Annotated in this window: 21 protein-coding genes; 4 read left to right on the top strand and 17 right to left on the bottom strand. The window is 32.9% G+C overall.

The features are described from left to right. Positions 1–56 precede the first annotated feature (56 nt). The 5 genes from SHI72_RS10720 to SHI72_RS10700 form a co-directional block, all read right to left on the bottom strand. Positions 57–647 (bottom strand): DUF502 domain-containing protein, encoded by a 591-nt coding sequence (locus tag SHI72_RS10720; protein WP_039112542.1) that lies wholly within the window; start codon positions 645–647, stop codon positions 57–59. A 141-nt stretch (positions 648–788) separates the two neighbouring features. Next, positions 789–1,727 (bottom strand): mevalonate kinase, encoded by a 939-nt coding sequence (locus tag SHI72_RS10715; RefSeq protein ID WP_086895714.1) that lies wholly within the window; start codon positions 1,725–1,727, stop codon positions 789–791. A 4-nt stretch (positions 1,728–1,731) separates the two neighbouring features. Continuing rightward, positions 1,732–2,037, bottom strand: coding sequence for a type II toxin-antitoxin system RelE/ParE family toxin (locus SHI72_RS10710; protein ID WP_323489949.1), 306 nt, complete (start codon positions 2,035–2,037; stop codon positions 1,732–1,734). Then, positions 2,037–2,255, bottom strand: coding sequence for a hypothetical protein (locus SHI72_RS10705; RefSeq protein WP_086895716.1), 219 nt, complete (start codon positions 2,253–2,255; stop codon positions 2,037–2,039). Before SHI72_RS10705 ends, SHI72_RS10710 begins: the two co-directional genes overlap by 1 nt. 29 nt (positions 2,256–2,284) lie before the next feature. After that, positions 2,285–3,370, bottom strand: a complete 1,086-nt coding sequence (locus SHI72_RS10700) for a diphosphomevalonate decarboxylase (protein WP_323489948.1) — start codon at positions 3,368–3,370, stop codon at positions 2,285–2,287. 107 nt (positions 3,371–3,477) lie between these two features. On the opposite strand from SHI72_RS10700, the gene SHI72_RS10695 reads away from it, so the two are divergent. Together SHI72_RS10695 and SHI72_RS10690 are read left to right on the top strand one after the other, a co-directional pair. After that, entirely contained in the window at positions 3,478–3,954 is a 477-nt protein-coding gene (locus tag SHI72_RS10695; protein WP_323489947.1) for a TspO/MBR family protein, read from the top strand. A gap of 91 nt (positions 3,955–4,045) precedes the next feature. Next, entirely contained in the window at positions 4,046–4,975 is a 930-nt protein-coding gene (locus SHI72_RS10690; protein ID WP_323489946.1) for a tetratricopeptide repeat protein, read from the top strand. Positions 4,976–4,988: 13 nt separating this feature from the next. Here SHI72_RS10690 and SHI72_RS10685 read toward each other — a convergent pair whose 3' ends face one another. From SHI72_RS10685 to SHI72_RS10630, 12 genes are all read right to left on the bottom strand, one after another. Next, positions 4,989–5,741, bottom strand: a complete 753-nt coding sequence (locus tag SHI72_RS10685) for a hypothetical protein (RefSeq protein ID WP_323489945.1) — start codon at positions 5,739–5,741, stop codon at positions 4,989–4,991. A 155-nt stretch (positions 5,742–5,896) separates the two neighbouring features. Continuing rightward, positions 5,897–6,625, bottom strand: a complete 729-nt coding sequence (locus tag SHI72_RS10680; RefSeq protein WP_323489944.1) for a hypothetical protein — start codon at positions 6,623–6,625, stop codon at positions 5,897–5,899. A 157-nt stretch (positions 6,626–6,782) separates the two neighbouring features. After that, positions 6,783–7,457: an MBL fold metallo-hydrolase gene (locus SHI72_RS10675; RefSeq protein WP_323489943.1), complete on the bottom strand. Its 675-nt coding sequence runs from the start codon at positions 7,455–7,457 to the stop codon at positions 6,783–6,785. 61 nt (positions 7,458–7,518) lie between these two features. Next, on the bottom strand, positions 7,519–8,094 hold the full coding sequence (locus tag SHI72_RS10670) for a Crp/Fnr family transcriptional regulator (protein WP_323489942.1): 576 nt from the start codon (positions 8,092–8,094) through the stop codon (positions 7,519–7,521). An 11-nt stretch (positions 8,095–8,105) separates the two neighbouring features. Continuing rightward, a complete protein-coding gene (locus SHI72_RS10665) occupies positions 8,106–9,314 on the bottom strand; it encodes an NAD(P)/FAD-dependent oxidoreductase (protein WP_323489941.1) in 1,209 nt (402 codons plus the stop codon). 72 nt (positions 9,315–9,386) lie between these two features. Continuing rightward, positions 9,387–10,064: a glycerophosphodiester phosphodiesterase gene (locus SHI72_RS10660; RefSeq protein WP_323489940.1), complete on the bottom strand. Its 678-nt coding sequence runs from the start codon at positions 10,062–10,064 to the stop codon at positions 9,387–9,389. A gap of 318 nt (positions 10,065–10,382) precedes the next feature. Then, the gene (locus tag SHI72_RS10655; protein ID WP_323489939.1) at positions 10,383–12,248 is read right to left on the bottom strand and encodes a glycoside hydrolase family 13 protein; all 1,866 of its coding nucleotides are present in this window, start codon (positions 12,246–12,248) and stop codon (positions 10,383–10,385) included. A 154-nt stretch (positions 12,249–12,402) separates the two neighbouring features. Continuing rightward, entirely contained in the window at positions 12,403–14,517 is a 2,115-nt protein-coding gene (locus tag SHI72_RS10650) for a glycoside hydrolase family 97 protein (protein ID WP_323489938.1), read from the bottom strand. 45 nt (positions 14,518–14,562) lie between these two features. Then, the gene (locus tag SHI72_RS10645) at positions 14,563–16,863 is read right to left on the bottom strand and encodes a glycoside hydrolase family 65 protein (protein ID WP_323489937.1); all 2,301 of its coding nucleotides are present in this window, start codon (positions 16,861–16,863) and stop codon (positions 14,563–14,565) included. A 106-nt stretch (positions 16,864–16,969) separates the two neighbouring features. Continuing rightward, positions 16,970–17,626, bottom strand: coding sequence for a beta-phosphoglucomutase (gene pgmB, locus SHI72_RS10640; RefSeq protein ID WP_039112529.1), 657 nt, complete (start codon positions 17,624–17,626; stop codon positions 16,970–16,972). A gap of 107 nt (positions 17,627–17,733) precedes the next feature. After that, positions 17,734–19,083, bottom strand: coding sequence for an MFS transporter (locus SHI72_RS10635; protein ID WP_039112528.1), 1,350 nt, complete (start codon positions 19,081–19,083; stop codon positions 17,734–17,736). Between the two features lie 175 nt (positions 19,084–19,258). Beyond that, complete coding sequence (locus SHI72_RS10630) at positions 19,259–20,290, bottom strand: LacI family DNA-binding transcriptional regulator (protein ID WP_039112527.1); 1,032 nt, start codon at positions 20,288–20,290, stop codon at positions 19,259–19,261. 236 nt (positions 20,291–20,526) lie between these two features. Between SHI72_RS10630 and SHI72_RS10625 the strand changes: the two genes are divergently transcribed. Both SHI72_RS10625 and SHI72_RS10620 read left to right on the top strand, forming a co-directional pair. Beyond that, positions 20,527–23,508, top strand: a complete 2,982-nt coding sequence (locus SHI72_RS10625) for a SusC/RagA family TonB-linked outer membrane protein (RefSeq protein WP_086895730.1) — start codon at positions 20,527–20,529, stop codon at positions 23,506–23,508. A 37-nt stretch (positions 23,509–23,545) separates the two neighbouring features. Further along, on the top strand, positions 23,546–25,153 hold the full coding sequence (locus SHI72_RS10620) for a RagB/SusD family nutrient uptake outer membrane protein (RefSeq protein WP_323489936.1): 1,608 nt from the start codon (positions 23,546–23,548) through the stop codon (positions 25,151–25,153). The last annotated feature ends 13 nt before the right edge of the window (positions 25,154–25,166 follow it).

Genomic DNA, 25,166 nt, shown 5'->3' with positions numbered 1-25,166 from the left:
TTGTTAGAGGTTAGTGTTCTTTGTAGGATACAGTTTATATATTGGTTTTAAAATTACTAAAGTACATCTTTTAATAATTTTGAAGAGCCATATCCCAATTTTCTTATGCATACTAAAGCCTCTTTTTGTGATATTGTGGTTTCTTTTATTCTTTCTTTTTCCATAAAATAGATAGAACCACTCCACGGACTTGGGGCATTCGGGATAAAAACCGTGCAATGTTCTTCGTCGATTTGTTCTATTAAAAAAGCAAATTGCCATCCATCATCTACACGAGCCAAAACAACTTTTAAGTCTTTAGAATTTTCAAGCCCTATGATGTTTTCATTCATGTTTTTCATAAACGAATATCCAGGGATAAGACTTAAAATGCTAGTTTCTAATTTAATAATTAAGATTTTTGCTTGTTTGGTTCGAGCTAATAATCCTGCCAAAAAACAAATTAATATAATAATTAGTAGGCCTATTAATTCTTCTAGTGCCATTCCTAATACTCTTACTTTGGGTAAATTACTAACTAACGGAATAGTAATCTTTTGTAAAATGTGATAGCCTTTTTCAAAAAGGACCAGGATTATGGCTAATGGAATCAGAAAAAGAATTCCGCCTACAAAAGTTGACTTGAGGATGCTTAAAATACTTTTCATATTAAATAACTTGCTAGATTGTGATAATTTTTTAGGAAAAAAAGGCACGTTAGTGGCATTGAATTTTTAGAGTCGAATATATCGACTCTAAAAATTGTAACTATTTAATATTCTAAAATCTTAGAATTTGTATTCTGTAATTTAAAATTGGTAAACTACTTCTAGTTTGTAGTCTTTTAATGATTGCTTGGCGCGTTCTAAATCTTGGGTAAAACCAAGAATATAACCTCCACCGCCAGAACCACATAATTTTAGGTAATAATCGTTTGTATCAATACCATTTTGCCAAATACCATGAAACTGTTCTGGAATCATAGGTTTGAAATTATTCAAAACGACTTTTGATAATTTTTTGGTATTACTAAATAAAGACTTCATATCGCCATGTAAAAAATTCTCTACACAAGCATCAGTATATTTTACAAACTGGTTTTTTAGCATAGTACGGAACCCTTTGTCTTTTAGGTTTTCCATAAAAATATTTACCATTGGAGCAGTTTCGCCAACAATTCCTGAGTCTAATAAAAATACAGCTCCTTTTCCGTCAAAACTTTGATTAGGAATTCCAGTTGCCTCAATATTATCTTTAGAGTTTATTAAAATCGGGATGCTCAAGTAACTATTTAATGGATCTAAACCAGAACTTTTTCCGTGGAAAAAACTTTCCATTTGAGAAAAAATAGTTTTTAATTGTAATAATTTCTCACGAGTTAAATTTTCTAGAACCGTGATTTTATTTTGAGCATATTTATCATAAATGGCAGCTACAAGTGCACCGCTACTTCCAACTCCATATCCTTGTGGGATACTTGAGTCAAAATACATTCCTGTTTCAACATCATTCTTTAAAGTAACCAAATCAAAAGTAACCAATTCTGGTTGCTCTGCTTGTAATGTTTCAAGGTATGATGTAAATCTGCTTAGACTTGCATTTGAAGAAATGGCTTCTGCCGAAGGATTTTCGGTTCTCTTCAGTGCGCCATTGTAAAAATTATAAGGAATAGACAAACCTTTAGAGTCACGAATAATTCCGTATTCTCCAAAAAGTAATATTTTCGAGTAAAATAATGGTCCTTTCATATATTTATTTAATGTCTTTCTTAATTCTGTTTGGGTCTTGTCGTGTGTCGAAAAATGTAATTATTTCGACTCTTTTTGTGTTGAATTTATAATATATTGTTGTTTGTTTAGACAAGACACATTTGTGATAGTTTTTATTTAGTTCCGATTTAGGAAAAATTTCAGGTTCTATTTGTATTAGATAAATTACTTTGTCCAGATTTGATATAAATTTATTTTTTACTTTTTTTGACCATTTAATTTCTAAGTATTCAAATAATTCAAATAAACTTTTTTCTGCATTTTTTGAAAAGATTATTGTTCTTTTCATTAACGATGTTTTTTCATCATATCTTCATACAAAACAAATTCACCTCGTTCAATTTGTCTTTCCCCTTCTTTAATTTCTTCTTTTTGTTCATCAGTTAAATCATCCCACCAATCTTTTTTCTTTTTGGTTAACAATTTTTTGACCGCCAAAATGATTGAAAGGTCATCTGTACCTTCCAGAATATCTATCACTTCACGTTTTTCTAATTGAATGTCCATGATCTAAATTTTAATTAAAGATACGAAAATTATAATGCAATTGAACCCAATCCAATTTCGTCGCAAAGGTACTGACCATTCTGACAAAATACAACTAATTCGTCCTGAATAAATTGTAAGACTTTTACGCTAACGTTTTCGGGATACAAAACATGAACATTTGCTCCTGCATCTAGTGTAAAACAAACAGGGATTTTAGTTTCGGCTCTAAATTTCCAAATTGCGTTAATAATCTGCAGAGTATTTGGTTTCATTAAGATAAAATACGGCATTGATGTCATCATCATAGCATGTAATGTCAATGCTTCGCTCTCAACAACTTTGATGAATTCGTCCAAATCTCCAGTTTTAAAAATAGAAATTAGTTTATCTAAGTTTTCATGCGCTTGTGCAAAACGTCTTTCGGCATAAGGATGGTTGTGCATTAAATCATGACCTACAGTACTCGAAACTTGTTTTTCGCCTTTATCAACTAATAAAATAGTGTCTTGGTAATTTTTAAAGTTTTCATGAATTGTATTTGGAAATTCTACTCCAAATAAATCAGAACTTCCTTTTATATTTGCTTGATTTCCCCAAACAACTACGCTTCCTTTTACACTTCGGCAAGCACTCCCTGAACCTAAACGGGCTAAGAAAGAAGCTTTTTGAAAGAAATAATCATCGGTCATTTCTGGGTTTAAAGTTTTTTCTAAGCTCATAAAATTCATTGCCAAAGCTGCCATTCCAGATGCCGATGAGGCTATTCCTGAACTATGCGGAAAAGTATTTTGAGTGTCAATTGTAAAATGATACTCTTTCAGGAAAGGGAGATAAACGAAAACACGTTCCAAAAATTTCTGTATTTTCGGTTTGAAATCTTCTTTTGGTTTTCCTTCAAAAAGTAAATCGAATGAGAAATTATCAGTTGAAATGTCTTTTTTAGCGAAAGCTAGTTTAGTAATTGTTTTACAATTGTTTAAAGTAAAGCTTACTGAAGGATTTGCCGGAATTTGATTGTCTTTTTTTCCCCAATATTTTACCAAAGCAATGTTACTTGGAGCGCTCCACTCAAAATTGCCTTGATCTATAGTCGAAGTATATTTTTTTGGAATAAAATCGTTTGCTGTAAACATAAAAATATAAAATTTACGCAAAGATACTTTTTTTGAATTATACCTTTTGCACTTTTTGATAGGCTATAAAAATGTTTACCTTTATTAACTCAAAAAAAGAATATAAAATGAATAAAATCACTCGAATTTTAGCTGTTGTTGTTACTTGTCTTGCTATTGGATATTTTTCGGGAATTGTTACCAGAACTAGTGTTGATACTTGGTATCCGACTTTAATCAAGCCAAGCTTTAATCCGCCTAATTGGGTTTTTGCACCAGCTTGGAGTTTGCTTTATCTTTTGATGGGGGTTGCATCTGGATTGGTTTGGGATCGAATAGAATATGAAAAAGAAGCAGTTAAAAATGCATTGGTTTTCTTTGCAATTCAATTGGCTCTAAATGCTTTGTGGTCGTATTTGTTCTTTGGATTAATGAATCCGTTATTAGCGCTTCTTGAAGTTTTTGTTCTTTGGCTGATGATTTATGAAACACTTTTAAAATTTATAAAAATCAATAAAATCGCTGGTTATTTATTAGTTCCTTACTTGCTTTGGGTAAGTTACGCCACAGTTCTGAATGCTAGTATTTGGTGGTTGAATAAATAGTTTTAGTTTAATTGATACGTTTTATTTTATGAATATATTCAAGATTTTTGTTATCGCGTTATCTCTAATTTCGTTTAAGACTTTTGCTTGTTTGAACGGGGATACTAAGTATTTGAAAAATGGTGCTGTAGTGTATGTCGATTATAGAGGACTTGTTCCGCATGGCCATAACTTTTTCCCTAAAGACTTTCCTGAGTTGATAATAGATCTGGATAAATTATATAAAAAAACGAATGATATAGATTATTTGTCAGATAAAGGATATCTTTTAATCGTTTTAGGGAAATATCAAGAGGCTTTAAAATTATATTTAGGGATTGAAAAAATAAAACCTAACAGATATTCGACTGCATCTAATTTAGGGACACTTTATGAGTTAATAGGGGAAAATGAAAAGGCATATCAATGGATTAAAAAATCTATACAGATTAATCCAGAATCCCATAAAGGATCTGAATGGTTACATTTAAAGATATTAGAAGCTAAAGTTAAGCATATTGAAAATGTCACAGGACAGTTTTTGATAGATGAGAGTTTTGGAGAAGAAGCAAGTCCAAAAACTGATTTGTCTAAAAAGGAATTGGAGGAATTGGCTCAGTCAATTTATTTTCAGGTTAATGAGCGGATTAGTTTTATAAAACCAAAAGACAAAGTTATTTCTGTTTTACTTTTTGAGCTTGGGAATGCGGTTAAGATAATCGGAGAAAATGAAAATGCCATAAGAATTTATAATCTTTCCAAAGAATATGGGTTTCAGGATGAACTAATAAATAGTAGATTGGTTTATTGTCATCAAAGCCAAATTAAAAAGTTAGAAGAGCTGAATCAAAAAATGTATGGAGTAATTGAAAAAGTAAAAAAGAGCAAACAAGTTGTTGATATTGATGAAATGAATCAAATGAATCAAATGAATCAAATGAATACAATTGTAATTGTTTTGTCAATAGTCTCTGTAAGCTTGTTGATTGGTCTTGTGATTTTTTATTTTAAATGGAAAAATTTAAAGAATCTCACTAACTAGAGTTTGATTATATTTAGTTTTTAGATTCAGCTTTCATTTTTTTAAAGCTTTCATTCTTTGCATACAAAAAATCCATTGTGGTTAATATGTTATTGTGTTCTAAAAGGTTCTTAGATGTTGGGTCAGCATCACAAAAAGTTAGAAACAATTCTTTTTCTTCGGGTTTTAATTTTAAATCCTTTGTGAAAAAATCTGGATTCAATGTTGTCTTTACAAGTTGAATAAAATCTATTTCTGGTGTTTCGATTTTTCTTTCTTTTTCTTTTTTAAATATGTTATAGATTTGTTTACCAAGTCGAACAAAATCAGTTCCGAGATCAATCGGAGCTGTTCCATCTTTGTAACCATCAATTTTCATCCCTAGTTTGGCTCTGGATTTGTTTAATTTAATTTCTTTGATTTCTTCTTTGGTTATGAATATCGATTTTGGGTTTTTAGATAAAATGAGCACTTCTTTTAATTCTTCTGGTTTTGGAAGCATCTTTACAGTAAGATTATTCATTTCAATATTTTCCTGAGTTATTTTTAGTTTTTTAAAAAGATAATCATTGGAGAAAAATATTAAACTGTCTTTTACATTTACTAAAATCAAGAATTCTCCCTGTTCATTTGTAGTAGTACTAGTTTTAGACGTTTTATTGATTACTTCTACATTTTTTAAGAGGGTAGTTTCTGATGTAACTTTTCCTTTTAAGAGTTTTTCTGTTTGTGAAACACCAAGTTGGTAGGTAAATAAAGAAATTGTAGTAAGTAATTTTGCTTTCATCTATAAGTATTAAGTTGTAAGTAAAATTATTAGAGTTATCTTAAATAAAACTTATGGAATTTCTAAAGTCTTGTTAATTCAGTTTTTAGTTTACAGTTGCGGTATTCAGTCTCAATCAAGAAACTGAGACTGTTACTGAATACTTTAAACTTTTTTCACAGTTTCTTAAACATTTTGTTTTTTGCATACAAAAAATCCATTGTAGCTAATACATTATTGTTTTCTAAAAGGTTCTTAGATCTTGGATCAGCATCGCAAAATTCAATAAAAAGGTCTTTTTCCTCGGGTTTTAACTTTAAATCTTTGGTAAAAAAATCTGAAGGTATTGATTTTGCTATAAGTTTTTTGAAATCAGTTTCCGAAGTTTTCTTTTTGAGTTCTTCTTTATCTTTTTTAAATAAATTAAAAAGGCCTGTTCCCATTCGGGTGAAGTCCATACCATTTGGAATAGTTCCGTCGTAAACACCAGTATATTTTTGTAAAGATCCAGCTTCTTTATAGAGTTTTACGTTGTCTAGATCTTTTTGAGAAATTTTTATAGGATTAAATTTCATAGTAGTTACGACTACTTCATCTAATTCTTCGGCTTTGATAGCCATATTGACAATAATATTATTTTTATCAATATTGGCCTGAGTTATTTTTAGTCTTGTGAAAAAGTAATCTTTAGAGAAAAATAACAGACTATCTTTTACTTTTACCGGAATGGAAAACTCTCCCAAAGCATTTGTTCTGGTACTGGTTTTCGCTGTTTTATTAATAACTTCTACTTCTTTAAGAGGATTGTTGTTGGAAAAAACTTTTCCGTGAAGTAATTTTTCTGTTTGAGAAATGCTAAGTTGATAGGTAAGTAACGAAATTGTTGTAAGTAATTTTACTTTCATATATGGTTAATTGGTTGAAAGTAAAATTATTAGAATTGTCTTAACTAAAACTTATAGAATATTTAAAGTCTTGTTAATTCGGTTTTTAAATTATCAGTCTCAATGTTATTACCAGTCGTAGTTCTTAGAGTTGAAAACTGCGACTGGTACTTGAATACTAAATTGCAGAAATTTTATTCACGAATCGAGCTAATTCACCGTTATTTATTAGAACAGGGCCATGACCAAAACATAATATTTTTGGGTTTAACTTGGCTAGTTTTTTTATGGATTCCCTATTTTTTTGTTGATTGGTTGTGAACAAGCTTGGCGGTTCATGTAATCCAGGAACAGTGGTTAATAAATTCATGTTAGTCATTACATCACCAACTATAAGAACACCATCGTGTTCTCTAAAAAAAGATAAATGCCCGCTGGAATGCCCAGGAGTTTCAATTACAGTAAATCCGCCTATGATGTCACCTTCTTTAACAATTTTGGATACTTGACAACCTTTTCCAGCCCATAGTTTTGCTTGAAATTTAGAAATTATATTGTTTGGATTTGGGTATTCAATAGTTACATTTCCGATTTCCGCCGCTTGTTTTTCGGGTTCACTACACCACAACGGAATATTTAAAGTGTCACAAATAACTTTACTACTACCCTGATGATCGGCATGAGCATGGGTGAGTACGTGGGTATTTACTTTTTTGTCTTTAATTGCATTTAAAATTTTAGATGCCGAGCTTCTTATTCCTGCATCAATAAGTACATCTTCAATTAAATAACAATTAATACTGTTTCTGGGTAATACCGGTATTTGGTACACATTTTTGGCTACGTTTTTCATTTTATCAAATTTTATTATTGACAAAGATGAAAAACGAAAATACTAACCTATTTGATAAATGTTAAGAAATGCTTTGTCGAATGCGACTTAAAGATTCGGGTGTAATACCCAAAAAAGATGCAATGTATATAAGTGGTGTACGCTTGATAATCTTTGATGGTGCGGTTTGTAAAAAAGTAAGGTATTTTTCTTTGGCAGGAATCATTTGTAGTTTTAATAATCGATCTGCCATGCATAGGTAATTTTGTTCGGCTAGAATTCTTCCAACACGTTCCCAATTAGGAATTTCATTGTATAATTGTTGCATTCTTTGATAGCTTATCGAAAGAACTTCGCATTCCTCAATACATTGTATGTTTTCGAAAGAATGAGTTTGGTTTATGAAACTGGAGTAGGAGGCAATAAAGCCTTCATCGCAACTTAAGTAAGTTGTAATTTCTTTTCCGTTTTTTAAATAATAAACTCTGGCGAGCCCTTTAATAATGAAATAAATTTTATTGCTGGTTTTCCCAATAGTAGCTAAATATTCTTTGGCTTCAATTTTATCATATTCAAAACAAGAAACAATCTTTTTAATTTCGTCCTCGGTAAATGAAGCGATTGCTTGTATTTGTTTTTCTAATGAAATTGAATTCATAGTTAAGTCTTTTAGATACTATTTGCTACAATAAAACCACTTGTCCATGCATTCTGGAAATTAAATCCACCAGTAATTGCATCGATATTTACAATTTCTCCAGCGAAGTATAAGTTTTCATGAAGCTTGCTTTCCATCGTTTTAAAGTTGATTTCTTTTAAATCGATTCCGCCTGCGGTTACAAATTCTTCTTTAAAAGTACTTTTTCCGTTTACCTGGAAAGTTCCATTTGTTAACTGATTAGCTAAATTCTGAAGTTGAATTTTAGATAAATCTGCCCATTTAGTTTCTACTTCTATATTAGAAGCGAGAACTAAACTTTCCCATAATCGATTTGGGAAATCGAAAGGGGATTTTTTGGAAACGGCTTTTTTGGCGTGTTCCTGTTTTAAATCTTTTAGAATTTTTTCGGCATCTTCGGTATCAACATCATTTAGCCAATTTACAAAAATCGTAAACTGATAATTTTTGTCATGCAAAATACGTGCTCCCCAAGCCGAAAGCTTTAAGATTGCAGGACCACTCATTCCCCAATGGGTAATTAATAATGGACTTGTTGATTCTAGTTTGGTATCTTTTACTTTTACAGTTGCTTGTGCAGCAACACCAGGTAGTTCTTTTATTCTAGGGTCTTTTATATTAAAGGTAAATAGGGAAGGGACAGGGCTTACTATGGCATGCCCAAAAGTTTGTAGCATTTCCCATATTTTAGGATTGCTTCCTGTGGCTAAAATCAATTTTTCGGCGATATAATTCTGGTTTTGTGTTTCGATTTTCCAGAAGTTTTCTTTCTTAAAGATAGATTGTACGCTTTGACCCGTAAGTACTGTAATACCTAATTTTGCGGTTGCTTTTAAAAAGCAATCAATGATAGTTTGTGAAGAATTTGAAACAGGGAACATTCTCCCATCATCTTCAATCTTTAGTTCTACACCATGTTTCTCAAACCATTCTATGGTATCTCCGGAACAAAACTGATGGAATGGTCCTCGTAGTTCTTTTTCGCCACGCGGATAAAACTTAACCAATTCATTAGGCTCAAAACAAGCATGAGTTACATTACAACGACCACCACCAGAAACGCGAACTTTCGTTAGTACTTCGGAACCACGTTCTAAAATAGCGACTTTTAATTTTGAGTTTTTTTCTACAATATTAATTGCTGTAAAAAATCCTGCTGCACCGCCACCTACTATTATTATATCAAAATTTTGAGTCATATTTTTATTTTAACCTCTAAGTATCTTTGTCAAAGTTTTGAACTTTTACAAAGATTAATTGGAAGTTGGTTTTTATATTCTATCTGGGAAATCACTAATGATTCCGTTTATGTTGTATGTTTTTATTCTTGTAATGTCTGCTGCCTCATTGACTGTCCAAGGAAAAATCTCAAATCCTTTTTCTTGTATTTGTATTGCGTTCTCTTTGCTTAACAAATTAAAATCGGGATTAATTGCTTTTGCTTTTATTGCTTCTGCAAAAGTAATAGCCGAGTCAATATCAGTTTCGGTTAAAACACCAACGGGTATTTTCGGATTTAGTAAAACTATTTCTTGTAAAAAATCCCATTCGAAACTTGAAACAATAAAAGAATTGTAATTCCAGTTTTTTTCTGAAACGTATAATTCGATTAATGCAGCTACAGCATTGGCAGTTCCTTGACCTTTTAATTCTATATTAATAAAACATTGCTGGTCTACTAAATCAAAAACTTCTGGTAATGTTGGAATTTGCTGCTCCTTTTCTGTGCGAAACGCTTTTAATTCCTGCAAAGATAAGTTATTTACAAAGCCTTTTCCGTTGGTAGTTCTGTCAATCGTTTCATCATGAATTACAATAATATGACCATCGGCGCTCAGGTGAACGTCTAGTTCTATTCCGTCAGCATTTAAGTCTAATGCTTTTTGAAAGGCCTTTAAGGTGTTTTCGGGTTCGTAACCTCTTGCGCCACGATGTGCTATTTTTAGCATTTATTGAGATTTATTGGCAAAGGTCGGAAAAAATAGATTTGTTGCGTATAGTTTTACCGCAAAGAGCGCAAAGTTTTACGCAAAGGTCGCAAAGCTTTAATTAAAAAAAGAATAGCCACAGATTATACAGATTCGCGTAGATTTAAAAATCCTTTTAATCCGTATAATCTGTAGCTAAAAAAAACATTGTGGTTTAACGGCAAAGTCCATAAAGTTTTGATTAAAAAAAACCACAGATTATAATGATTCACACAGATTTCAAAAATCCATTTTATCATTATAATCTGTGGCTAAAACTTTGTGTTTAAATTTTAACTTTTATTCTAGTTCTAATACGATTGCTGATTTTGGTTCTAAAGTAATTTCAGATGTTAAATCGAACATTTTTCCTGTAAGGATGTCTTTTCCTGATTTAAAGTTTTTGATGTTTTCTTTAAAACGATTTGTTTTAAGAGATTGCGCTGTAGCATTATTATTAAAGACTACCATTACAGTTTTAGCATCAGTATATCTAAAATAAACATAAGTATTATTCTCAGGGATATAATGTGTCATTTTTCCGAAATGAACGGCTTCATTTGATTTTCTCCATTTGAATAATTTTGAAGTAAAATCGAAATATTTAGCTTGTTCTGTTGTTCTTCCTGTTGCGGTAAAAGCATTGTTTTTATCGCCATTCCATCCACCAGGGAAATCTTGACGAATATCGGCATCGCCTTTGCTTTTATCACCACCCATTCCGATTTCTGAACCATAATACAATTGTGGGATTCCACGAACGGTTGCCAATAAAGTCATTGCCAATTTGTATTTGACAAAATCATATTTATAAACATCATTGATTCTATTTGTATCGTGATTTTCGGCAAAAACCAAAATATTGTCTGGGTTTGGATATAGATAATCTAATGCAAAATTGTTGTAGAATTTAATCATTCCGTTATCCCAAGTTGCTTCACTTTCGTTAAAAGCAGAACCAATTTGATTATGTAATGTAAAATCCATTACACTTGGCAAATTCGAATTGTAGTTTTCGATTGCGCCTATTTTACTGTCTTTTTGCCAGAATGCTAAATTTGCCTGATTGTGCATCCAGATTTCTCCAACAATATTAAAGTTTGGATATTCATTAGTAATTGCTTTTGCCCAATTTGCCATCGCAGCAGGATCTGAATAGTTGTAAGTATCAACTCTAAATCCGTCAAGATCTGCGTATTCAATCCACCAAATTGCGTTTTGAGTTAGGTATTTTGCTACCAAAGGATTTTTTAAATTTAAATCAGGCATTGAAGGTACAAACCAACCATCAATACAAACTTCCTGATCTAATTTTGAGGCATGAATATCTGTAATTACTTCACGTCTGTGGTGTGTCTGTGTGAAAGTTTCAAATTGATTGAACCAAGTTTTGGTTGGCATATCTTTAATCATCCAATGCGTGATTCCCCAGTGATTGGTTACATAATCCATAACTAGTTTCATGTCTTTTTTATGCATTTCGGCAGCCAGGTGAACATAGTCTTCATTGGTTCCGTAGCGAGGATCTATTTTATACACATCCGATTGTGCGTAGCCATGATACGAATGTTGTTTGTCATTGTCTTCTCCTAAAGGTGTATTCCAAATAGTTGTTGCTCCTAATGACGAGATATAATCCAGGTTTTTGATGATTCCTTCGATATCACCACCATGACGTCCGCTTGGGTCTTGTCGGTTTCCTTTTTCTGTTAGAGTAGCATTAGTATCGTTTTTTGAGTTTCCATTTGCAAAACGATCTGGCATGATTAAATACATCACATCTGATGCATCAAAGCTTTTGCGTTGAGCAGAATTTTCTCTTCTCTTTTTTAAAGAATATTTTTGTGTAAATGCAACTTTGTTTTTGTTTTTAAATGAAAAAACTAACTCAGATGCAGGAATGTCTTTAGTGTCGATTGTTACGAAAATGTAGTTAGGATTTTCGGTTTTTTTAATGTCTTTAATAGTTACATTATCAGAAACAGTAGGTTCGTATTGGGCAATGTCTTTTCCGTAGAACATAATCTGAAGTTCTGGATTGTTCATGCCAGCATACCAAAAAGGTGGCTCTGTTTTCTGAATTTGCGCTTTCGCGGAAACGGAAAACAATAAAACAAAAAGGATTATTTTATAGATTGAATGGTTGAGGGTTTTTTGGATATTCATAATTTTAAATGTAATTATTCTCGTTGTCAGTTCGAGCGTAGTCGAGAACCATTGCGGCATCTCTCCCGAAGCTTCGGGACGTTCGATGTGACAAAAAGAGAGTTATGAAAAAAAGACAAGTAATCTTGGAGAAAATCACTTGTCTTTTTAAGTTTTATTTAGTTTCGATTATGCTAATTGCATAACCACCACCTGGAACAGATAACTGTGATAATTTTGATTTATTTGTTACAGCTATTTTCTTGATAGTGTAAGCTTGAGGATTTGTTTTGTAGTGTGCATCTTTTGCATCAGCATAAATTGTTGCTGTGTATTTCTTCCCTTTTTCAAGGAAATCAAAGTTGATGTTTGATGTACGACTTACATCTCCGTTTACATTACCTACAAACCAGTTGTTAGTACCTTTTGCTTTACGAGCTACAGTAATATAATCACCTGGTTCTGCTTCAATATATTTACTTTCATCCCAATCGATAGCAACATCTTTGATGAATTGGAAAGCATCTGCAAATTTGTTGTAGTGCTCAGGAAGATCGGCAGCCATTTGTAATGGGCTGTACATAGTAACGTATAGTGCTAATTGATTAGCAATTGTACTGTTTACATGCGATTTGTTATCAGGATTAAGTTTGCTAATGTCCATTTCGAAAATACCAGGAGTATAATCCATTGGTCCACCAATTAATCTTGTAAATGGTAAGATTGTTACGTGATTTGCTTTAGATCCACCAAATGCTTGGTATTCTGTTCCTCTTGCAGATTCGTTTCCGATTAAGTTAGGATATGTTCTGCTAATACCTGTTGGGCGAACTGCTTCGTGTGCATTAACCATAATTTTATATTCGGCAGCTTTTTCCAACGCGTATTGGTAATGGTTTACAATCCATTGGTCGTAATGATTTTCTCCTCTAGGTAAAATATCACCTACGTAACCACTTTTTACAGCATCGTATCCATTGTCTTTCATGAATTGGTATGCTTTATCCATGTGACGCTCGTAGTTACGAACTGAACCTGAAGTTTCGTGGTGCATGATGATTTTTACACCTTTAGATTTTGCATAAGCGTGCAATCCTTTTACATCAAAATCTGGGTAAGGAGTTACAAAATCAAAAACATAATCTTTTGAGTGACCAAACCAGTCTTCCCAACCTTCATTCCAACCTTCTACAAGTACAGCATCAAAACCATTTTGAGCTGCAAAGTCAATGTATTTTTTTACGTTAGCATTAGTTGCTCCGTGTGTTCCGTTTGGTTTTGCTTTAGAGAAATCTGAAACTCCAAGTTGTACTGTTGGGAAATCGTTAGTGTATGACCAAGAACTTTTTCCTGTAATCATTTCCCACCAAACACCTACATACTTAACTGGTTTTATCCAAGACGTATCTTCGATTTTACAAGGGTCGTTTAGGTTTAATGTCATTTTTGAATTAAGAATTTCTCTTGCATCATCGCTAACAATAATTGTTCTCCAAGGAGAATGACTTGGTGCTTGCATGTATCCTTTATCACCTTTTGCATCTGGAGTTAACCATGATTCGAAAATCATGTTTTTATCATCAAGGTTTAAGTGCATACATGAATAATTAATTAATGCTGCTTCATGAAGATTGATATATACTCCTTCGGCAGTTTTTAGCATAAGTGAAGTCTGAACTCCTGTTGGAGAAAAAGATTTTTGCGAAACGTTTGCAGTATATGCTTTTTCAGATAATCCACGAATTTCAGATAATTTCGATTTTGTATAATCGTATTCTTGTGTATCGTAATCACCAGGAATCCAAAATGCAGTATGGTCGCCCGTCATTGCAAATTGTGTTTTTTCTTCTTTGATTACAAAATACGTAAGGTTCTTTTGAGTTGGGAATTCATAACGGAATCCAAGTCCATCATCAAATAAACGAAAACGGATTAACAATTGTCTGTCGGTTCCTTTTTGGTTTAATGTTACCGCAAGTTCATTATAATGATTACGAATAGAAGCTACTTCTCCCCAAACTGGCTTCCAGTTTTCGTCAAAAGTTGCAGTTTTTGTATCAATAACCGTAAAATCATTTAGTAACGATTTTTTATCGTCTTTAAGCTCAAGTCCCAACTTACTGGATTTTACAACCTCTTTGTTTTTGTATTTAAGATTGTAAGTTGGAGTTCCGTCGCTTTGTAGCGAAAACTCCATGACAAATTTTCCTTCAGGCGATTTTAGTTGTTGTGCTTTTGTAATGTTACAAAATGCAACTAGAATGAAGGCTGTGAAAATGAAATTCTTCATGTTGATAAATTAAAAAATGTTATAAAAATATATAGAAGCTACTATTTATGCAATTGCATATTTTGTAGCGACTACGGTTTGACCATTAACGACAATGGCTAAGTCGGTATCTCCATCTACAGAAAACGTAGTTTCGTTATGGTTTATTGACACTTTTAGAATTTGATTTCTAAAATTGATTTTAAATGAATATCCTGTCCATTCTTTTGGAATTTTTGGAGAGAAATGTAGCGTATCATTTTTTACACGCATTCCTCCAAAACCTTCTACAATACTCATCCATGTTCCAGCCATTGATGTAATATGACAACCTTCTTCAACTTCTTTATTGTAATCGTCTAAGTCTAAACGAGAAGTTCTTAGGTAGAATGTATATGCCATATCCATTTTGTCCAGAGCTGCTGCCTGAATGGAGTGTACGCAAGGCGAAAGTGAACTTTCGTGTACGGTAAAAGACTCGTAAAACTCAAAATTACGTAATAGTTCTTCTTTTGTAAAATGTTCTTCAAAAAAGTAAAAGCATTGCAAAACATCAGCTTGCTTGATATATGGTGAACGTAATACGCGATCCCAAGACCATTTTTGGTTTATAGGACGTTGCGAACGGTCTAAGTCTTTTACTGGAACTAAATCTTTATCCAGGAATCCGTCTTGTTGTAGGTAAACATCAAGTTCTTTCGAAAAAGGGAAGTACATATTATTGGCTACTTTTTTCCATTCCTGAATTTCAGTTGCAGTAAGATTTACTTTTTCGATAATTCTTTTGTGATCGGAAGGGTATTCGGTAGCAACTTTTATAATTTGTTCTTCGGCATAATCAATACACCATTTTGCAATATAATTGGTATAGAAATTATTGTTGATGTTGTTTTCGTATTCGTTAGGACCTGTAACTCCTAATATCACATACTGATTTTTATCTGTAGAGAATGAAGCTCTTTGATGCCAAAAACGCGCAATACCAATTAATACTTCTAATCCTTTTTCGGGAATATAGGAGTAATCTCCTGTGTAACGGTTGTAATTGAAAATGGCAAAAGCTATCGCTCCATTTCTGTGGATTTCTTCATGTGTGATTTCCCATTCGTTATGGCATTCTTCACCATTCATAGTTACCATTGGGTATAAAGCAGCTCCATCTTTGAAACCCAAATTGTCTTTGGCATTTTCAATAGCTTTATCCAATTGGTTGTAACGATAGGTCAATAAATTACGAGCTACTTGCTGGTCTTTTGTCGCCATATAAAATGGAATACAATATGCTTCGGTATCCCAATAGGTTGATCCTCCGTATTTTTCTCCAGTAAATCCTTTAGGTCCAATGTTTAATCGGTTGTCTTTTCCTGAATAAGTTTGGTTTAACTGAAAAATATTGAAACGAATTCCTTGTTGAGCTTTTACATCGCCATCGATAGTAATGTCTGACATTTCCCAAACTTTAGCCCAAGCTTCGATTTGCTCTTGTAATAATTGGTCATATCCTTTGCTTAATGCTTCTTTAATTGCTTTTTCGGCAGCAGCAAGAGTATTGGTATGGTTTAATGAAACGGTATAGCCACCAATTTTTTGTATAGATGAGGTTTGTCCTTTAGCAATGATTACACCATAAGTATATTCTACTTTATCTGTTGAAGAATCTATTGTAGAAGGCGAAATATTAATATTCTCGTTATTAGCAAAAATACTATTATGCATAAAAGTCGTAACCTTAAAATGTGTTTTATAGGTTTGAGCAGTTACATAAGCTTCATTTGTAGCTTTTTTTACTTCAAGAGGTTCCCAGAATTTTTCTTCCCAGTTTGCATCTTCATTGGTAACACCAGCATCCAAATATGGTTTGTAAAGAATTTTTGCATCTTTATTTAATGGAGTTATTTCGTATTTGATAATACCAACTTCATCCAGATTCAAAGACAGAAAACGACGTACGTTAACAGCAATTTCGGTTCCGTTTTTTAATGTTGCTTCAAAGGAACGATTGTACCAACCTTCTTTCATATTTAATTCTCTACGAAAGTTTTTTACTTCGGTACAAGAATTTAAATCGAAAGCTTCTTCGTTAATTTCAACGTTGATACCAATCCAGTTTGGAGCATTAAGTACTTTGGCGAAGTATTTTGGATATCCATTTTTCCACCAACCCACTTTTGTTTTATCTGGATAATAGATTCCGGCAATATAACTTCCCTGGAAAGTTTCTCCTGAGTATTTTTCTTCAAAATTGGCACGCTGTCCCATGGCACCGTTTCCGATACTAAAAAGACTTTCAGATGATTTGACTCTTTCAACATCAAAGCCTTCTTCTATTATTGACCAATTGTCTGGTTTTATATAATCTTGATTCATTGTTTTTAAAATTTGACAATTCGTAAATTAGAAAATGAGATAATTAAGCAGTTTGAGAATTATCTAATGGAGTATCTAATTGATTAATTGTTTTCGATTGATTGATTTATTTTGTGATTAATGATTTGATGAAATTTTGATCTATTAAGGTAAAATCCTCAAAGATGTATTTTGCTTCGTGTAATACTGTTTTGGAACCAATTCCTACACTAGTCATTTTTGCAATATTAGCTGCTTGAACTCCTGCAACTGAATCTTCAAAAACGATAGAATCTGTAGGGCTTATGTTTAATAATTGAGCCGCTTTCAGGAAAACTTCAGGGTCTGGTTTAGCATTTGTAACATCATTACCATCTACGATAACATCGAAGTAGGAGATGATTCCTGTTTTTTCGAGAATCGGACGTGCATTTTTGCTAGCTGAACCTAATGCAATGGCTTGTTTATTCTCTTTTAAAAATTCTAAAACAGGGAAAACTCCAGGAAGGATTTCGCTTTTATCCATATCTACCAGATAAGTCAGATAGTCTTCATTTTTTTGGATGAGCCATTTATCTTTGTCTTCTTGTGAAGCTTGTATGTTTCCTAATTCCAGGATGATATCTAGAGAACGTACACGACTTACTCCTTTTAAGAGTTCGTTGTGTTCGTGTGTAAAGTCAATGTTTAATGCATTTGCAATTTTTTGCCACGCTAAATAATGATATTTAGCTGTGTCAACAATTACGCCGTCCAGGTCGAATATAAACGCTTTTGTATTCATTTAATAATATGCTTATTTTGTATTTCTTTTCGAAAAAGTATTTAAATTTTGATTGTAAGGAAACCATTTCTCATTTTATCAGAAAGAGAATTTTTTAGATGTGAGTTTTAGATTTTAATGTCATCTACATCTTTCACTTTGTAAACTAAAACTGCGGCTATCAAAAAGCTGACTCCACTCGTGATTAAAGCGTACATAGCATCACCGTTATAAAGGTATTTTACGATTGGCCCTCCGATTATTGCGTTTATTATTTGAGGAATTACGATGAAGAAATTGAAAATCCCCATGTAAACCCCCATTTTTTTAGGAGCAATAGATCCAGCCAGAATAGCATACGGCATTGCGAGGATACTAGCCCAAGCCACACCAATTAATACCATAGAGAGAATAACCCAATTTTCATCTGGCATGAAGTAAATAGAAATTAAACCTATTCCTCCAATAACTAATGAAAGGGCGTGAGTTGATTTTCGTCCAATTTTTTTTGCAATCATCGGAAGAAAAAACAAGGCTATAATTGCCGAAACAAGATTGTAAACTCCAAAGAGAATTCCAACCCAATCCCCAGCATCTTGGTAAGTTTGACTTGAATTATCGTCTAATGGTAATCCGTAAATATGATGTGCAATTGCTGGAGTACTAAATACCCACATACCGAAAAGTCCGAACCAAGAGAAAAACTGCACCCAACTAAGCTGACGCATAGTAGTTGGCATTTTTGCAAAATCCGTAAAAATATCTGTAAGTCTTGATTTTTCTTCAGAAGGAACATCAACTTCACTTTGAGGATCTTCAAAATTGGCTAATTCTTCAGGAGAATATTCTTTGGTTGTAAATAAAGTTACCAGAATAGATCCAATTAAAACGACAGCTCCTAAAACAAAGGAAAGAGTAAGATTTAAAGGGACACTACCAGGAACGGTACTGTTAGAAACTCCAAACCATTTGGTTAATACATAAGGTAATGCCGAACCAATTACGGCTCCGAAACCAATAAGTGCTGTTTGGATACTGAATCCTGCTGTGCGCTGGTCAGTTCTTAAATTGTCTCCAACTAAAGCACGAAATGGTTCCATGGCAATATTAAACGAAGCATCCATAATCATAAGCATTCCTGCTCCAACCCATAATGCAGGTAAAACAGAAATAAATATGTTTGCTTGTGGCATTAATATTAATCCAACCGAAGCTAGAATAGCACCTACTAGAAAAAATGGTTTTCTTCGACCAAATTTCCCCCAGGTTTTATCACTATAATGTCCAATGATAGGTTGAACAATTAATCCCATTAAAGGAGCAATTATCCAAAACCATGAAAGTTCGTGTACGTCGGCACCAAAAATTTGAAGAATTCTACTGGCATTTGCATTTTGTAGAGCAAACCCCATTTGTATTCCTAAGAAACCGAAACTCATGTTCCAGATTTCCCAAAAACTTAATTTACGCTTTTCCATTATCGTAATTTAATGAATGTACGATAAGCGCTTTGCTTATCAAAACTTAACTTATTTTTCGAAGTAAAAGTAAAAGTTTTGAGCTGGCGTAAATTTATAAATTATTTTTCTAAAGAAACAAATAAAAACCCATTAAATAATTTTAATGGGTTTTTGTATGTGATTATTTAGGGAGTTAATCTGTAGATTCTCTTTCTATAAGATGAGTTTCAATGACTTCAGTTTTGTAATTTTCTTCTTCTTCCTCGCCTTCTTCGGTTTCTGATTCCAGGCGATCTATAAGCATTTTCGCAGCTTTATTCCCCATTTTGTTACCGCTCTGGCTTACGGTAGTAATAGTGGGAGTCGAATATTTGGATATAATTCCATCAGTAAACGCAATAACGGCTACATCCTCGGGAACTCTAAGTCCCATTTTGCTGGCTGTTTTTATTATAGTAACGGCAAAAAGTTCGTTAACTGCAAAAACTGCATCTATAGCCCGATCTTCTAATAATTGACTAATAATTATTTCGCAAGTGTCTACATCTTCAATCTTAATAATAAGGTCTTCATTAAAAGGTATGTCGTTGTCTAATAATGCTTTTGTGTATCCATCTGTTCGTAGTTTTCCAACGCTTACGTAATCAACAGTTGTAACTAAAGCTATTTTTTTACGGCCCTTATCAATTAAACTCTGAACTGCTTCATAAGCTGCCGATTTATCGTCGATAATTACTTTGTCGCATAAAATTTCATTGGTAACCCTGTCGAACATAACGACTGGCATTCCTTGATTTATGACTTCGGTTATATGATGAAAATCGCCTTTAAATTGTGTTTCTTTAGATAATGATATGATAAAACCATCGATACTTCCGTTGGCAAGCATTTCCATGTTAAGTACTTCTTTATCAAATGAATCATCAGATAAACATATGATAACACTATAGCCATTTTCGTTAGCAACTTCCTCGACTCCGTTAATGACTGTTGAGAAAAAATGATGTACAATTTCGGGAATAATAATACCTATTGTTTTGGTTTTACGATTCTTAAGGCTAAGGGCAATATTGTTGGGTTTGTAGTTATAGAATTTGGCGAAAGCCTGAACTTTTAATCGGGTATCTTCTCCGATTTCGAGGCTGTTTCGAAGTGATTTTGAGACGGTAGAAATAGATACATCAAGCTCCTTCGCAATTTGTTTAAGGGTTATTTTGCGTTTCATACTGTTGATATGGAAAAAATTGTTTTGTTAATAAAGATATGGTTTATTTTTAAAAATGACAGTATTATGCTTAAAAACTTATATAATATAGAAAGTTTTCAACACTATCACGTTTTCGTAAGCTGATATGATTTTGGTCATGTCGGGCATGTTAATAAATCCTTAATTTTGAAATTCGAAGTAAAAATAAAAGTTAAATATTCAACCAAAACTCAATTTTAATTTAAACAAAAAGTATGAAAACAATTTATAAAAAGTTGTTATTTTTATTCTTACTCCTTCCTTTTAGTGTGTTTGCTCAGAGCACATTAGATGGTGTTGTTCTTGATAAAGCAACAGGGCAACCGATTCCAGGAGTAAATGTAAATGTACAAGGGGGTACCAATGGTACTTCGACTGATTTTGACGGAAAATTTAAACTGTCAAATGTAAAAAGTGGGGATAAACTTGTCGCTTCTTTCATAGGTTATGTTAGTGCAACTATTAGTTTTAACGGACAAAAAAACATAAGTATTTCTTTAGAAGAAGATGCAAATCAACTTAGGGAAGTTGTAGTACAAGTAGGTTACGGAACTGTTAAGAAAAAAGACGCAACAGGTTCAGTATCTCAAATTTCTGCTAAAGAATTTAATAAAGGAATTAACGTAACTCCAGAAAGTTTAATCAGCGGAAGAATTGCTGGTGTAAATGTTGTTGGAGGTGGTGCTCCTGGAGCAAAAGCTGATATTAGAATTCGTGGAGGATCTTCATTAAGTGCTTCAAACGAGCCTTTAATTGTAGTAGATGGTCTTCCTATGAGTAATGCTAAAACAGAAGGAGCAACAAGTATTTTATCTACAATTGATCCTAATGATATTGAGTCTTTTACTGTTTTGAAAGATGCTTCGGCAGCTGCGATTTACGGTTCTAGAGCGGCAAATGGTGTAATTGTTATTACTACTAAAAAAGGAACAAAAGGTGGAGTAAAAGTTAATTTTAGCTCTCAGGTTGGTATCAATACTGTGGCTAATACAGTAGATGTTTTAAGTGCAGACCAGTTTCGTACTCTTGTAAATGAAAAAGGTAATGCTGCACAAAAAGCTTTACTAGGTACAGCAAATACAAATTGGCAAGATGAAATTTTTCATACTGCTTTAACAACTAACAATAATATATCTGTTAGTGGTGCTTTATTTAATAAATTGCCAGTACGTTTATCTGTTGGAAATGTTGATAATCCTGGAATCTTAAGAAATACTTCTTTTGAAAGAACTACGACATCGATATCGCTAAACCCTGTTTTATTTGATAATCATTTAAAAATTGATATTACTGGAAATTTAGCTTTTGGAAAAAATCAATTTCAAGATGAAGGTCCGGTAATTAGTAGTGCGATTATGTTTGATCCAACACAACCTGTTTATCAAGAAGGTTCACGTTATGGAGGTTATTTTGAATGGTTGGAAGCAAACGGTAATGTACCATTGTTGCCAGCGAGAAATCCTGTTGCAAGATTAAATCAAGATGAGCGTAGAGCAACTTCTACCAGAAAATGGGGTAACATTAGGATAGATTATAAACTTCATTTCTTTGAAGATTTAAGAGTTGTTGCTGAGGCAGGTATCGATAAATTTGATACTAATGGTTATACCCGAGTAAGTACGGAGAGTATTTTAGGATACCAACCTACTACATTTGATAAAGGGAACTGGACTAATTTAGGAGGGTATACTGGTTATACAGATAGTCGTCAGAATAAAAACTTAAATACTTATTTTAACTATACTAAAGATTTAGGGAAATTTAAAATTGATGCTACTGCCGGATACAACTATCAGTTGTTTCAACGTGAGGGATATAACTCAGGTGATATTATGCGACCAAACCCACCATCAGATGTTACTACAGATGCAGATGTTAACTTACAATCTTATTTTGGACGTTTGAATTTAGGATATGATAGTCGTTATTTATTAACGGTAAATTATAGAAGAGACGGTACTTCTCGTTTCTCTAAAGAAAACAGATGGGGTAATTTTGCCGGAGGTGCTTTTGCATGGAATGTTGCAGAAGAAGACTTCTTAAAAGGAAATGAAACACTATCTAGCTTAAAGTTAAGAGTTGGATACGGAACTACTGGACAGCAAGATATTCCACCTGCATACGATTATTTGCAGCGTGTAACATTAGGAACGCTTAGCACACAATACCTTTTTAATGGTGTTATTTACAGAGCAGCAAAACCTGAAGGATATAATAAAGATATAAAATGGGAAGATTTAGCTGAGGCAAACGTAGGAGTTGATTTCGGTTTTCTTAACGATAGAATAACAGGAACACTTAATTATTTTGATAAAAAATCTAGTGACCTTTTAGCAGAGATTCCAGTTCCAGATGGTGCAAATATCAGAAACCAAGGATATAGCAATATCGGTAGTGTAAGAACAAAAGGGGTTGAGTTTAATCTTCAATCAGACATTATCAAAAATGATAAATTAACTTGGAATGTTGCTGCTAATGCAACTTACATTGATCAAAAAATATCTGATTTAGGGACTACTGTTCCAGGATTTCAAGGGTATATTACAGGAGATGTTATCGCTGGAGGTACAGGAAATCAAGTATTAATACATTCTGAGGGGTATGCTCCAAATTCATTTTTTGTATTTGAACAATTATATGATGAAAACAAACGACCTATTCAGGGTGCATATGCAGACAGAAATGGAGACGGTGTTATAACAGATGCTGACCGTTATAAATTTCATAAACCAGCAGCAGATTACACTTTCGGATTATTCTCTACTTTAAATTATGGGCAGTTCGATTTTACAATGAACTGGAGAGCTAGTGTTGGGAACTATATTTTTGATAACGTAAGTTCTGATAAAGGGTATTTACAAGCAGGTTTAAGAAGAGATTCTGATTTGTCTAATATTAGTTCTGATTATTATAATACTGGTTTTACTACTGAAAGTAATTCTAATGGGACACAACGTAATTACTCTGATTATTATGTAAAAGATGCTTCTTTTATTAAGTTAGATAATGTTGTACTTGGATACACTTTTAATAAAACGTTACTAAAAGCTGCTTCATTGAGGTTTACAGTTGGAGTTCAAAATGTTTTCGTTTTAACAAAATATGATGGCTTAGATCCTGAAAAATTCAACGGAATAGACAATAATGTTTATCCAAGAGCCAGAACATTCTTGTTTGGAGTAAATGCAAATTTCTAATAGTACGTTGAAAAATAAAATTTTAAAAATAAACAAAATGAAAATATCATTTAAATATATATCTTATTTTCTCCTATTCATTTTAGGATTGAATATGACCCTTACTTCATGTACGAGTGACTTAGATGTGAAGCCAACAGATGATGATGAGTTCCTTTCTGATGACTTTTTTAAAGATCCGGCATCATACAAACAAGTAATGGCGAAGTTATATGCAGGTTTGTATGTAGGAGGAAATGATGGAGATGCTTCTCCGGATATTTTTGGTCTTGGGGGTGATTTCAGTAGTTATTTACGATTGTTATTTGTTACACAGGAATTCCCTACAGATGAAGCTATTGTAGCTTGGTCTGATGATGGTTTACCAGCTATAAATGGACAAAAATGGAGTCCTAGTAATCAGTTTTTGTATGGAATTTTTTCAAGAGCTTTTTATGAAATTAGTATTGCCAATGAGTTTTTAAGACAAACGTCAGAGGAGAAATTAGCAGAAAGAGGTGTTGATGCTAATTTGAAAGCTGAAATTGTTAAATTTAGAGCAGAGGCTCGTTTTTTAAGAGCGTTCTCTTATGTTAATTTAATGGATTTGTTTGGAAATGTACCAATTACTACTGAAAACGACCCTGTTGGTTTCTTTTATCCAGAACAAAAATCAAGAGCACAAGTTTTTGCTTTTGTAGAGTCAGAATTAAAAGATTTGGATAATACTTTAGCTGCTTCTGGTGCAAATGAATACGGAAGAGTAGATAAAACTGCGGCTAAATTTTTATTAGCACAGATTTATTTAAATTCTAAAGTATATACAGGAACTGAAAGAAACAATGATGCTGCTATTGCTTGTAATGAAATTATAACAGGTTCTGCTTATAGTTTTGCAGATGTTCCATATCGTTATTTATTTGCTGCGGATAATGACAGAAACGGAGCTCAAAGAGAAGTAATCTTCCCAATTGTTGGAGATGGTAATGCTATTAGAGCAATAGGTGGAGGTATGAGTTTTATTATTCATGCATCTATTGGTGGTAAGATGGTGGGTGCCGATCAAGGAATGGACGGAGGCTGGTCAGGAACAAGAGCAAGACCAGAATTTGTTAAATTATTTCCTGATGCAACGGCAACAGCTGATCAAAGAGGTACTTTCTATACTAATGGACAAACTCTGGATATTGCTGATTATGGAGTTTTCAGTAATGGTTATGCTGTTACAAAATTTACCAATATCAATTCTGATGGTAGTGCTGCTCAAAGAAATGATGTGCCAGACACAGATTTTCCAATGTACAGATTGTCTGATGTGTATTTAATGTATGCTGAGGCAACACTTAGAGGTGCAGCATCTGGAAATGTTGCAACATCATTAGAGTATGTAAATAAAATTAGATTAAGAGCTAAGGCGGGTGTTATAACAACTTCAGATTTAACACTGGACTTTATTTTAGATGAGAGAGGAAGAGAATTGTTTTGGGAATGTCACAGAAGAACAGATTTGATTCGTTTTGGAAAATTTACAGGAGGATCTAAAATCTGGCAATGGAAAGGTGGCGTTAAAAATGGTAGTGGTACAGAAGAATTTAGAAACTTGATGCCTATTCCTTCAAAAACAATTCAGGCTAACCCAACTTTAAAACAAAATCCAGGATACTAACTAATCTTATAAA

Origin of the sequence: Flavobacterium sp. PL02 (genome assembly GCF_035013205.1) — a bacterium.
Classification (GTDB): domain Bacteria; phylum Bacteroidota; class Bacteroidia; order Flavobacteriales; family Flavobacteriaceae; genus Flavobacterium.
This window is presented reverse-complemented; position numbering and strand designations above follow the sequence as displayed.